13 protein-coding genes and 1 rRNA gene are annotated in these 12,760 nt (G+C 34.9%); 5 read left to right on the forward strand and 9 right to left on the reverse strand.

What is annotated here, in order from left to right; genetic code table 11:
• Together JOD29_RS12180 and JOD29_RS12185 are read right to left on the reverse strand one after the other, a co-directional pair.
• Nucleotides 1-70, reverse strand: a 16S ribosomal RNA gene (locus JOD29_RS12180); the annotation flags it as partial.
• Nucleotides 71-412: 342 nt separating this feature from the next.
• Nucleotides 413-1,315: a DMT family transporter gene (locus JOD29_RS12185; protein WP_124765566.1), complete on the reverse strand. Its 903-nt coding sequence runs from the start codon at nt 1,313-1,315 to the stop codon at nt 413-415.
• 97 nt (nt 1,316-1,412) lie between these two features.
• Between JOD29_RS12185 and JOD29_RS12190 the strand changes: the two genes are divergently transcribed.
• Nucleotides 1,413-2,135 (forward strand): MgtC/SapB family protein, encoded by a 723-nt coding sequence (locus JOD29_RS12190; RefSeq protein WP_124765564.1) that lies wholly within the window; start codon nt 1,413-1,415, stop codon nt 2,133-2,135.
• Nucleotides 2,136-2,149: 14 nt separating this feature from the next.
• Nucleotides 2,150-3,142, forward strand: a complete 993-nt coding sequence (locus JOD29_RS12195) for a cation diffusion facilitator family transporter (RefSeq protein ID WP_124765562.1) — start codon at nt 2,150-2,152, stop codon at nt 3,140-3,142.
• A 37-nt stretch (nt 3,143-3,179) separates the two neighbouring features.
• On the opposite strand, the gene JOD29_RS12200 is transcribed toward JOD29_RS12195, so the two are convergent.
• From JOD29_RS12200 to yugI, 4 genes are all read right to left on the reverse strand, one after another.
• A complete protein-coding gene (locus JOD29_RS12200) occupies nt 3,180-4,343 on the reverse strand; it encodes an iron-containing alcohol dehydrogenase (protein WP_124765560.1) in 1,164 nt (387 codons plus the stop codon).
• A gap of 147 nt (nt 4,344-4,490) precedes the next feature.
• Nucleotides 4,491-5,735 carry a Glu/Leu/Phe/Val family dehydrogenase gene (locus JOD29_RS12205; protein ID WP_124765558.1) on the reverse strand — a complete coding sequence of 415 codons (1,245 nt, stop codon included), beginning with the start codon at nt 5,733-5,735 and terminating at the stop codon, nt 4,491-4,493.
• A 277-nt stretch (nt 5,736-6,012) separates the two neighbouring features.
• Nucleotides 6,013-7,560 (reverse strand): L-glutamate gamma-semialdehyde dehydrogenase, encoded by a 1,548-nt coding sequence (gene pruA / locus JOD29_RS12210; protein WP_124765556.1) that lies wholly within the window; start codon nt 7,558-7,560, stop codon nt 6,013-6,015.
• 411 nt (nt 7,561-7,971) lie between these two features.
• Entirely contained in the window at nt 7,972-8,346 is a 375-nt protein-coding gene (yugI, locus tag JOD29_RS12215; protein WP_124765554.1) for a S1 domain-containing post-transcriptional regulator GSP13, read from the reverse strand.
• A 263-nt stretch (nt 8,347-8,609) separates the two neighbouring features.
• Here yugI and JOD29_RS12220 point away from each other — a divergent pair, with 263 nt between their 5' ends.
• Nucleotides 8,610-8,819, forward strand: coding sequence for a helix-turn-helix domain-containing protein (locus tag JOD29_RS12220; protein ID WP_124765552.1), 210 nt, complete (start codon nt 8,610-8,612; stop codon nt 8,817-8,819).
• Nucleotides 8,820-8,864: 45 nt separating this feature from the next.
• Here the strand turns inward: JOD29_RS12220 and JOD29_RS12225 are convergent, their stop codons facing one another.
• Nucleotides 8,865-9,134: a DUF1871 family protein gene (locus JOD29_RS12225; protein ID WP_124765550.1), complete on the reverse strand. Its 270-nt coding sequence runs from the start codon at nt 9,132-9,134 to the stop codon at nt 8,865-8,867.
• A gap of 69 nt (nt 9,135-9,203) precedes the next feature.
• Between JOD29_RS12225 and JOD29_RS12230 the strand changes: the two genes are divergently transcribed.
• On the forward strand, nt 9,204-10,394 hold the full coding sequence (locus JOD29_RS12230; protein ID WP_420844555.1) for a MalY/PatB family protein: 1,191 nt from the start codon (nt 9,204-9,206) through the stop codon (nt 10,392-10,394).
• A 140-nt stretch (nt 10,395-10,534) separates the two neighbouring features.
• On the opposite strand, the gene JOD29_RS12235 is transcribed toward JOD29_RS12230, so the two are convergent.
• Both JOD29_RS12235 and JOD29_RS12240 read right to left on the reverse strand, forming a co-directional pair.
• Entirely contained in the window at nt 10,535-10,747 is a 213-nt protein-coding gene (locus JOD29_RS12235) for a hypothetical protein (protein ID WP_124765546.1), read from the reverse strand.
• Nucleotides 10,748-10,767: 20 nt separating this feature from the next.
• Complete coding sequence (locus tag JOD29_RS12240) at nt 10,768-11,358, reverse strand: peptidylprolyl isomerase (protein ID WP_124765544.1); 591 nt, start codon at nt 11,356-11,358, stop codon at nt 10,768-10,770.
• A gap of 180 nt (nt 11,359-11,538) precedes the next feature.
• Between JOD29_RS12240 and JOD29_RS12245 the strand changes: the two genes are divergently transcribed.
• Nucleotides 11,539-12,756, forward strand: a complete 1,218-nt coding sequence (locus tag JOD29_RS12245; protein WP_124765542.1) for an MFS transporter — start codon at nt 11,539-11,541, stop codon at nt 12,754-12,756.
• Nucleotides 12,757-12,760 lie beyond the last annotated feature (4 nt).

Raw genomic sequence — 12,760 nt, forward strand, 5'->3', positions numbered from 1 at the left:
TTCGCTCGACTTGCATGTATTAGGCACGCCGCCAGCGTTCGTCCTGAGCCAGGATCAAACTCTCCATAAAAGAAAATTTGATAAAGCTCAAATTTTAGCTGGCATCAATTTTGATGTCCAAAATTTTGTTTCTTAATTAAAAGAAACGTTTATTTCATTAACGTTTTGTTGTTCAGTTTTCAAGGTTCATTTTTGAATAGCGCTCTTTTTAAGCGACTCCGTTATTATAACACCGTAACTAAATGATGTCAATACTTTATTTTGTATTTTTAGAAGTTTTTCTCAAGAGCAACTCTTATATCTTAATCTTTTTCCTTTTCGAAGTCAACTATTTTATAAATCAAATTTTAGATTTCAAAACAGCTTCCTTCGTTAAGGACAAGTAATAATATACATTATACAAATATAGAAATCAAGCATTTTTTCTTCTAAATATCTTATTGACCACTTTTATATCAATTATAAATAACATAATACCTAAAATAACTATGATTCCACCTAATAATTGTGTCGCCTTTAGGTATTCTTCAAAAACAAAATACGCAAGTATAGCTGCTCCTATTGGTTCAAATAATACAGCAACCGAAATTACATTCGTGCTTACCCATTTCAATGCCCAATTAAAAAGTGTATGTCCTAATAAATTAGGTATAAGTGCAAGTAAGATAAACCAAACCCAAGTCATTGTTGAATAAGGACCAAATGATTCTCTTCCAATAATCATATAGAAGAATAAACAAATTGTACTAATTGAGTAGACAACCATAGTATAAGTAATTAAAGATAATCTTTTTCGTACATCCTGACCGAATAAAAAATAACCTGTAACAAGTCCACACGCAATCAATGCCAATATATCTCCATATAATGCTGTTCCACTTACTTTAAAGTCACCCCAACTAATAAGAATACTTCCTGATATAGCGATTAATCCTGAAATAATTGTTTTAACCGATAGTGGTTCTTTAAAGAAGAAGTAAGTTCCCACAAATGCAAATAAAGGTTGAAGTGTTACAAGGACAGTCGAACTTGCAACAGAAGTGTAATTCAGAGATTCAAACCATAATATAAAATGGAACGCTAAAAATACACCCGCAATAGAAGAGAAGATCCAATCTCTCCTGGAAAGGAGCTTAATTTCATGTACATATTTTGTAAAGAATATTGGACTCATTAATAAAACTGAGAAAAGCATTCTATAAAAAGCGATCACACCTGCTTCTGCCTCAGCTAATTTAACCAAAATAGCTGATAACGCTATAGATATAACACCAATTACAATTGGTATAAAGGGATGAATTGTTGGTTTTTCCATATGTAAGTACAGCTCCAAATTGTTTTGACATGTTGTTAATTATTACTATTTTGTCACTTTCAAGAAAGGTTAGCAATAAATAAAAGGGGGAAATTTCATGCATTTATTAAACACGGACTCATTTTTATTAGGAGTTATATACAAATTAATGATTGCAGCCACACTCAGTTTGATTATCGGAATTGAAAGAGAGTTAAAAAAGAAGCCAGTTGGGTTAAAAACAAGTTTAGTCATTGCAACTTTTAGTTGTTTATTAACAATTATTTCGATTGAAACTGCATATAGTACACCCGCTCGTGACGATATTAATATTACGATGGATCCGCTACGTTTAGCAGCACAGATTGTAAGTGGTATTGGATTTTTAGGTGCAGGGGTCATCTTGCGTAAAGGTAATGACAGTATTACAGGTCTAACAACAGCAGCCATGATATGGGGAGCAGCTGGAATAGGGATTGCAGTTGGTGCTGGATTTTATTTAGAAGCATTCGCGACAGTTGTAATTGTCGTTTTAGGTATAGAATTAATCGCTCCATTCTTATTAAAAATCGGTCCTAGAAGATTACGTATGCGTGAACATTCATTGAAAGCTCGAGTAGACAAAGATAAAAATATAAATAATTTACTTGAGTTTATGAAAGAAAATGAGATGTTTATTGACAATATTCGTATTCGGGATGTTCTAGTATCGGAGACTCAATCTTTATATGAAGTTGATATTAAATTCTCAGCTTTATTTTCAACAGATACTATTTCAATTTATCATACCCTGCATTCTTTACCGTATATACAAAAAATTGAAATTGAAATTATAGCTTAATTGGAGGAGAAATAATGGGAGAAATATTCAAATTACTAAAGGGAGGAAATAAACCTTCCCTTGTAGCTGCACTAGTAAACTTATTTTTAGGAATCATTAAAGGGGTAGCATACTTCTTCACTGGTAATGTTGCTATGTTTGCCGAAATGATGCACTCCTTAGGTGACTCAGCAAACCAATTTTTCGTTTTTGTAGGTTCGGCTTTATCTAAAAAGGCGCCTACCAAAAATTTCCCAAATGGCTTTGGGCGGGTTGTGAACCTAGTTTGTCTAGGGGCTGTCTTAATTGTTGGAATCCTTTCTTATGAGACAGTTAAAGAAGGTTGGCATCACTTTTTACACCCTTCTGAAGAGAGTGGTGGAATGTGGATTGCATTAGGTGTTTTACTAATCGGTATTGTTTTAGAAGGAAGTGTTCTTCATAAGGCAGCAAAAGAGGTACTACATGAAGTGGGAGTAGAACATGTAGGTCTTATTGCTGTTCCTAAATCATTTAGCTATTTAAATCGTGCAAAACCTGCAACGAAGCTCGTATGGATGGAAGACGCCGTGGCAACAGCAGGAAATGTATTAGCGTTCTTAGCAATTATTATTGCAAACGTTACTGGTTATACACCACTTGAAGGATTAGTTTCGATGATCATTGGTATTATGATGTTTTATGTTGTAGGTCGTGTATTCCTAGATAATGCTCGCGGTGCAATCGGTGAAACGGATGAAGAAATGTATGTTCACATTGGCAACTTGGTTATGCAAGATCCAAATGTAAAAGATATTGCTCGATTGGAAGTAGTGAAAGAGGGCGAATTTTTACATGTTGAGTTAGTAGCAGAAACTGATCCTAATCTTTCTTTAGCCTATTTAGACGATGTTCGTGATCATTTAACAGAAATCCTAAAAAGTCAAAAAGGCGTTACGAAGGTAACCATCTCATTCGATGAAGATGATAATGTTAAGGATTGGGAGCATCACATTACAAAAGATAATACAGATAGCGACAGAAAATAGCAAAAACCCTTGTGCCCAATGAGCACAAGGGTTTTTGTTATAATGCATTTCTTAATATTTCGTAAACATCATCTGCTTCTAATTTTCTAAAATTGCCCAATGGTCCATTATCTACACTATGACTGACCATTTGATCAAATTTAGAGTCATCAATTCCATAATCAGAAAGTTTACTTGGGGCCCCTAAAGATTTCCAAAACTCTGATAGTTGATTAATTCCTTCATAGGCAATCTCTTCAACAGTTTTGTTATTAGGATCGACATTAAATACACGAGTTGCAAGTTTAGCAAATCTTTCTGGATTGTATTTCACATTATGTCGCATCCAATGTGGGAATAAAATTGCTAACCCTCCACCATGTGGGATATCGTAAATGGCAGATACAGAATGCTCAATATCATGAGTAGCCCAATCTCCACGAGAGCCAATCGATAAAAATCCATTTAACCCAACAGTTCCTGCAAATAAAATTGTTTCTCTTAACTCATAATTCTCTAAGTCATTTATTAATTTTGGTGCTGTTTCAATTACGGTACGTAAAACACCCTCGCACATTTCATCCGTAATTGGCGTATTTGTTGCGTTATGGAAATATTGTTCAAATACATGAGACATAATATCAACCATACCATAAACGGTATGTTCTTTTGGAACAGTGAATGTAAATTCAGGATTTAGGATTGAAAATTTAGGAAATACAAATGGACTTCCCCAACCAAACTTCTCTTCTGTTGCGGTATTTGTAATAACAGAACCGGCATTCATTTCTGAACCTGTTGCGGCTAATGTTAGTACCGTCCCAAGTGAAAGTGCATCGTTAGGAAATGCTTTTTTTATTACAAAGTCCCATGGATCACCTTCATACTTAGCGCCAGCAGCAATTAATTTCGAGCAATCGATTACAGACCCACCGCCCACTGCTAATACGAGGTCAATTTCATTTTGTTTACAAATTTCAATGCCCTTTCTTGCTGTTTCAACTCTTGGGTTCGGTTCAACACCACTTAATTCAAATACTTCACAATTAATGCTAGATAATTTATTTAAAACAGCTTCATAAACACCATTTTTCTTAATACTTCCGCCACCGTAAACTACAAGAACCTTTTTTCCATATTGAGATACTTCTGTAGGTAAATTCTCTAGTGCGCCTTTTCCAAAAATTAATTTTACTGGATTATAGAATGTAAATTCGTTCAATACTTTCTCTCCTTTATGTTTTATATGCATTAGAAAGTCAATGACTAACGCAATAAATTGCCATTCTTATACATATAGAAATTTCATTTCTAGCCATAAAAAAAGCCATGCAAAGGACATACCTTTACATAGCTTAATTTTATACTATTAAACCCAACCGCGGAAGCGAGAAGCTTCGGCTGTACGGCGAACACCAACCATATATGCAGCTAAGCGCATATCGATATTACGTGTTGTTGCAGTTGTGTAAACAGCTTCAAATGAATCAACCATTTTTTTGTATAGTTTTTCTTGAACTTCTTCTTCTTCCCAATAGTAACCCATGTTATTTTGTACCCATTCGAAGTAAGATACAGTAACACCACCAGCTGATGCTAATACGTCTGGTACTAATAGGATTCCACGTTCAGTTAAGATTTTAGTAGCTTCTGAAGTAGTTGGACCATTTGCAGCTTCAACTACGATTGTTGCTTTAATATTATGAGCATTTTCTGCAGTAATTTGGTTTTCGATTGCTGCAGGAACTAATATATCACAATCTAATTCAAGTAATTCTTGGTTTGTAATCGTATTTTCAAATAATGTAGTTACTGTACCGAAGCTGTCACGACGATCAAGTAAGTAATCGATATCTAAACCATTCGGATCATGTAGAGCACCATAAGCATCGGAAATACCGATTACTTTTGCTCCTAAGTCACTCATAAATTTAGCTAAGAAACTACCCGCGTTACCAAATCCTTGAATTACTACGCGAGCGCCTTTTATATCAATGTTGCGTTTTTTTGCAGCTTCTTGAATAACAATTGTTACCCCTTCAGCAGTCGCACGGTCGCGACCTTTTGAACCACCAAGAACTAATGGTTTACCAGTAATGAATCCAGGTGAGTTAAATTCGTCCATACGGCTATACTCATCCATCATCCATGCCATAATTTGTGCATTAGTAAATACATCTGGCGCTGGGATATCTTTAGTAGGCCCTACAATTTGACTAATAGCGCGAACATAGCCACGGCTTAAACGTTCAAGTTCTCCCATTGACATTTGGCGTGGGTCACAAATGATTCCACCTTTACCACCACCATATGGAAGGTCTACAATTCCACATTTTAATGTCATCCACATTGATAGTGCTTTTACTTCATCTTCACTAACCATTGGGTGGAAACGAACCCCACCTTTAGTTGGTCCAACTGCATCACTGTGTTGAGCTCTATAACCAGTGAAGACTTGAGTTGTACCATCATCCATTTTAACTGGGATACGAACTTTTAAAAGTCGAAGCGGTTCCTTAAGTAATTCATACATCGCTTCGTCGTAACCTAGTTTGTTAAGCGCTTCTTTCACTACTTCTTGTGTAGAAGTAAAAAGATTTAAGTTTTCAGCCATTTTATTTCGCCTCTTTAATTAGTAATAATAATTAAATAACCTTATAAGTATTACATTTAAAGTAATACCGCCCATATTGTAACATAGTACCTTGATTTTTTGTCATAGAAATTTCACATTATTACCACGTTTTTATTTCTTCCTCATAAATTAGTTATTAGATATTGAAAGTCTTTTCATTATATCCATATGCTCACAAGTATTAAATAACCACATATCAATTATTATAAGAAAGCAGACGTAGATTCGCTATGCCCACTTTCTTATGTTTAAGATATTATAGGCTTTCTGATACGGTCTTAGCTTGCATATGAAGAGTTAAATAATCTGGTCCACCCGCTTTCGAGTCAGTACCTGACATGTTAAATCCACCAAATGGCTGATATCCTACTGTTGCAGCTGTACAGCCACGGTTAAAGTAAAGGTTACCAACATGGAAGTCTTCACGGGCTTTTTCTAGATTAAAGCGATTGTTAGAAATAACTGCACCTGTTAATCCATATACAGTATTGTTCGCTATATTGAGTGCTTCATCAAAGTTATTTGCTTTTGTCAATGCTAAAACCGGTCCAAAGATCTCTTCTTGCATGATTCTTGCTTGTGGATCTACGTCAGCGAATACGGTTGGGTGAATAAAGAAGCCTTTAGAATCGTCATATTCCCCTCCAACAACAATGCGACCTTCACTTTTACCAATTTCAATATACTCAGATACTTTTTTGAATGCACCGCCATCATTAACTGGACCACAGAATGTATCTTCATTTGTTGGGTCGCCAACAACTAATTCTTTTGTTAATTCAACGACTCGTTCTACAACTTGATTGTATGCCTCGTCTCCAACAATTACTGCTCGTGAACAAGCTGAACATTTTTGTCCACTGAAACCAAACGCAGAAGTAACAATTGATTGAGCAGCTAATTCTAAGTCTGCATTGTCGTCTACTACGATTGTATCTTTCCCACCCATTTCTGCTATAACACGTTTAATCCAAATTTGTCCTTCATTTAATACAGAAGCACGTTGGTTAATACGTAAGCCTACATCACGTGAACCCGTGAAGCTGATGAAACGAGTTCGTGGGTGATCAACTAAGTAGTCCCCAACTTCGGCACCTGAACCTGGGATATAGTTAATAACTCCTGCTGGAAGTCCTGCCTCCTCCATTATTTCAACAAATTTGTAAGCAATAACAGGAGTTGTAGAAGCTGGTTTAAGTAATACAGTATTACCAGTGACAGCGGCAGCAACTGTTGTCCCAGCCATAATAGCAAATGGGAAGTTCCACGGTGAAATAATAACTCCTACACCAAGTGGAATATAAGTATACTTGTTGATTTGTCCTTGGTTTTCTGCCAAAGGTTTACCTTTGGCAAGTTCTAGCATTTGACGGCCATAATATTCTAAAAAATCAATACCCTCTGCAATGTCCCCATCAGCTTGCGCCCAAGGTTTACCCGCTTCTTTTGTTAACCATGCACAAAGCTCGTATTTTCGTCGACGAGTAATTGCTGCAGCCTTGAATAAAACTTCAGCTCGTATGCGAGGGTCTACTTTCTTCCATGTGTTAAATGTTGAATCTGCAATTTGCATTGCCTTTTCTGCTATATTCTGGCTTGCTTTTGATACATACCCAATCACTTCTTCTTTATTGGAAGGGTTATAAGAAACAATCTTTTGCTCAGTCGTTACACGTTCCCCACCAATAATTAAAGGGTAATGTTGTCCTAGTTCACCTTCTACTTTTTTCAAAGCCTCTAAGTAAGCTCTTCGGTTCTCTTCAACAGAAAAATCAGTCAATGGTTCATGCTTGTATGGAATCATATTATTTTTCCTCCCGTAACGCTGTATATTACGTTTAATTTTTATAAATAAGATGCGAAAAAATTGCAATAATTTAATATTTCTACCTTGTGGGAAACATTCAAATTACTAAAAATAACACTAAAGGGCATACTTTTTGGTATTAAAAACAAACTTATATTATTATTTTACTTCTATAGCAATTTCTATACCTCAACCTGAAATGTCGAAAAGAGATTCTATCGCCTTTCTTAAATAATTTTTCTTCTCCGCAAAGGTTTAGAATTTTAGGAAAATTCATTTTACCCTTGTCCCCCCGCAACATTATGATTACTTAAGGATTTAAAGAAACTAATATCCAATAAGAAAAATAAAAAAAGAGTGTAGAAAGTTATAATCTCTCTACACTCTTTTATGTTATTTCCCTACATTCTAATGACCTGATTGTTCAATCCAATCTTGAAGCTTGTCTCTTAGTGATTTAAAACCATTTGCATCACTTTCATCCACACGATCTTGCAAAGACTTACGAGGGAATTGTTCTTTCCTCTTTTGGGGAGGTACATCCTGTAAAGCTCGAGTAGATAGACTTATTTTTTCCGAGTTCTCATCCACTTCAAGTATTTTTACTTGGACCTCATCTCCTATTTTTAGAAAATCTGCCACATCTTTAACAAATCCATAAGTAATCTCTGAAATATGAACGAGCCCTTGAGTATTCTCGTCCAAAGCTACGAAAGCTCCGTAAGGCTGAATACCAGTTACCTTGCCGGTTACCACGTCACCTACTTCATATTTTTTTGTCATAAAAAGTTTTCCTACTTTCTTTATCTACGTAAATGTCATGTTAAATTATAACATATGTATAGATACTGGACAAAGAATCTCACTGAATCTTCAAACTTGTAAAACAACATATTTACTAAAGTTCGCATTAAGGAAAATTACGATTTTTTAAGGAGGAATTTTAATCATACTAGTAAGAATATTTATAGTTTAGATCATTAATATCTAATTAATGATCTAAACTATGAATATACTATTTTTATTAATAGAAAGGGGTGTAAGAGATGAAACAATTATTTCACGAACAACTTAGATTTTTAAGAGAGGAACGTAACTTGTCACTAGAAGAGTTATCAAAACTTTCACAAATCGGGGTAGAAAAACTAACACAATATGAAAAGGGTGAACGGATTCCTTCATTACAAACGATTTTAAAACTGTCTACTGTTTTAGAAGTGCCTACTTCGAATTTGTTAGACGGAATTAAAGCATAGAAAGTAATCTCCAATTATTATTGGAGATTACTTTTATTACTTTTATTAAACAATACATTTTGCTTCAAACTTTATAGCTATTAACTTATACGATATAGAAACACATTTTTCAAAAGGGATCCATTCTTCAAAAGAATGTTCATACACAATCTGAATTACCTTTGCTAATGCACTCGGATCATCAATATTTTGAAGGGCCGCTACTACATCTGCCGCTTCAGTATCATAGTGATCCTCACCAACCTGAAAAGGATCCCACTCTTTTAATAAGCGTATCGCTTTTCGATTCATTTCTATTATTTCAAATGTATCCATTAATTTTCACCTAACTACTGTTATGTTAACTAATATGGTATCATAGTTATAAAAGTTAATAAAGAAAGAGTGATATTTTTGAGCAGCTTTAATCAAATCTATAATCGTAAAAATACAAACTCTCTAAAATGGGATCAATTCAAAGATCGCTTAAAAGCAAAATATAACGTAGAAGATGCATCAGACATATTACCAATGTGGGTTGCAGATATGGACTTTGCTGTACCAGAAGTTATTATCAATGCAGTGAAACAACGATTAGACCACCCTGTATTTGGCTATTCATATATTAGTGATGAATGTAAAACTGCCATTCAAAATTGGTTTATTCGTCACCACAATTGGCATATCGATAAAAATACGATTCTATTCCATCATGGTGTAGTACCTGCTTTAGCTTCGATACTTGAGACATTTACTCAACCGGGCGATAAAGTATGTATTTCAACACCTGTATATCCAGCCTTCACAAACATACCGACTGCACAAAAGCGTACACTCGTAGCAGTAGATTTAGTACAATCAGAAAATTCATTTAAATATGACTTTTCTGTGTTAGAAGAACAATTTAAAGCAGGAGTGAAAGCGTACATTTTATGTAGCCCACATAATCCTGGTGGAGTTGTTTGGTCAAAAGAAGACCTTGAACAAATTGTTAAACTATGTATTAAGTACGATGTTTTATTAGTTTCTGATGAAATACATGCAGATATCGTATTTGAAGGCGCTAAGCATATTCCTACTTTAACAATTGAAGGTGCTGAACAAGCAAAAATTGTTACTTGTATTGCTCCTACAAAAACATTCAATATGGCTGGGCTTCATGCAGCAATGATGGTTGTACCAAACGACGAACTTAGAGCAAAATTAATTGAAAATAGAAATGCACATGGACAAGAAGACCTTAACATCCTTGCTGCAAGTGCACTTAAAGCTGCTTACGAAGACGGCGACGAATGGTTAGCTGAAATGATTCAATATGTTTCAAACAATATGGACTATGTAGTAGAAGAATTAAATAAACTTGAGGGTGTAATTGTAACAAAACCACAATCTACATATTTAATATGGATTGATTACCGAGGAACTGGCTTAACTGAAAGTGAAATGATGCACCGCATTTTAGAAGTAGGAAGACTTGCTCTTGAACCAGGTACAAAATATGGTGAGGCCGGCAATGGATTTTTACGAATGAATGTAGCATGTCCTTTTGATACTGTTAAAGACGGTGTCGAACGCTTCAAAAAATCTTTATATTAATTCATTCATTAATTAAATAATTACCTGATCATAAAAAAGGTCGACTCGTGTTTTGTGAGTCGACCTTTTTGCGGCCTCGTCTTTGCCTTTCGTCGCAGAAAAGGGGACGTCTCAAACTTTATGAGACCGTCCCCCTTTTGTTATTTTTCTATCTTTTGTGTGCTTTGTTGGCGTTGACTTAAAATACGATCTTCTAAAATTTTTGCTTTTGCTTCTTGTTTTTTAGATATACGTCTCACCCACATGAAGACTAAAGCACATAGAATGATTAAAACTAAAAATTCGAATGCAGCTGGAATATAGCCCGATTTGTCTTCTGGAAAATATAGAAAACCAAGGACAAACTTATTCATTTTGTCACGCTTCTTTCAAATTATTGTTCAAATACTGTGATCGATTCAATCTTAACATCTTCTAGTGGTTTATCGCGCATATCTTTCTCAACGTTCGCAATTTTGTCAACAACTTCCATACCTTCCACTACGTGGCCAAATACTGTATGTTTGTAATCTAACCATGGTGTACCACCAACGCGTGCATATTCCTCAATAACTTCTTTAGGGAATCCTGCTTGTTCCATTTGACTAATCATATTGCTAGGAACTTGAGGCATTTGAACAATAAAGAATTGTGAACCGTTTGTATTTGGACCAGCATTTGCCATTGAAAGTGCTCCACGTAAGTTAAATAATTCTGGACTGAATTCATCCTCAAATGATGATCCCCAGATTGATTCTCCACCCATACCAGTTCCTGTAGGGTCTCCACCTTGAATCATGAAATCAGTAATAACACGGTGGAAAATGATCCCGTTATAATATCCAGATTTAGCATGACCTAAAAAGTTCTCAACTGTTTTTGGTGCTTGTTCAGGGAATAATTTTAGTTTAATTGCTCCAAGTGTTGTATTCATTTCAACTAAAACTTCACCAGGATTTAAATCTTTCGATAATTGTGGGTACATATTAACTCTCCTCTAATTAAAAATTTTGTTTTTATTGGTTGTTCTTGGCATTACCTCGTAACAGTTTACCATATAACCATTATTTTTTCCGCAAATAACCTTTCCCTTTACTTCCTTCATAAAGTGTGATTAGGTATACTGAAAAATAGATTTTTACTATGTTCGGAAGAAAGTGATGCTATGTCAACCATGAAACGAAATTTTATTATAATTCTCATCTCTAATTTTATTGTTTCCTCTTCACTGACAATGATTATGCCATTTCTCTCTCTTTACATTGAAACGATGGGGAATTTTTCAGAAAGTTATGTACAAAAATGGGCAGGTTTAATTTTTGGTGCTACTTTTATTTCTGCATTTCTAATGTCTCCTATATGGGGGAGAATCTCAGATAAATATGGTTACAAGCCTATCATGATCATCAATTGTTTTGGTATTGCGTTAAGTATTTTCTTAATGGGCCATGTACAAGATGTTTATCAGTTTTTCTTTTTGCGTTTATTTATGGGAATTGTAACTGGATTCATTCCCACTTCCATGGCATTTATAAGTAAACATACGCCTAAAAATGTGGCAGGTAAAACTTTAGGTACACTCCAAATCGGAAGTGTCGGTGGAACCTTATTCGGCCCTATTATTGGTGGTTCACTTGCAGATGCAGTAGGTTTTAGTTATACCTTCATTTTAACCTCTATTACCATCTCACTTGCTGCATTTATTATTATCATCGGAATTCATGAGCCAAAAATAGATACTAAGAAAAAAAGTTCTGTTTTTTCACGGAAAAATATTATTTGGGCTATTTTCCATCATCGATTAATACTTAACACAATGTTGGTGACTGCTCTAATTCAAATTGGTAATTTTAGTATTCAGCCTCTTTTGTCACTTTACGTTTCTGATTTAACTACAAGTGAACAAGTTGCATTCCTCTCCGGGTTAACATTTAGTGCTGCTGGAGTAGGTAGTCTAATATTTTCTCGATTTTTTGGCCGCTTAGCAGACCAAATTGGTTATGAAAAAGTATTAGCCACTTTACTTTTCATTACTGTTTTATTCATCATCCCTCAAGCCCTAGTAACTTCACTATGGCAATTGATCTTATTACGATTCTTTTTTGGTATTTTTTCTGGGGGGCTTATTCCAATTACAACTGCACTTATTCGGCGTGAGGCACCCCTTGAAGTACAAGGAGAAATTATGGGATACAACCAAAGTTTCCGCTTTTTAGGAAATATAATTGGTCCAGTTTTCGGGGGAATTATAAGTGGAATAGCAACCATCTCAACTGTTTTTTATACAACAGGTATTTTATTTTTCATCGCATCTATTATCGTTTTCCTAATTCAAAGAGTACCAAGACAATATTTTGAAGATGTCTTAAAAAGTCACCAGTAACATT

The sequence above is a fragment of the Lysinibacillus composti genome, from assembly GCF_016908465.1.
GTDB classification, from domain to species: domain Bacteria; phylum Bacillota; class Bacilli; order Bacillales_A; family Planococcaceae; genus Ureibacillus; species Ureibacillus composti_A.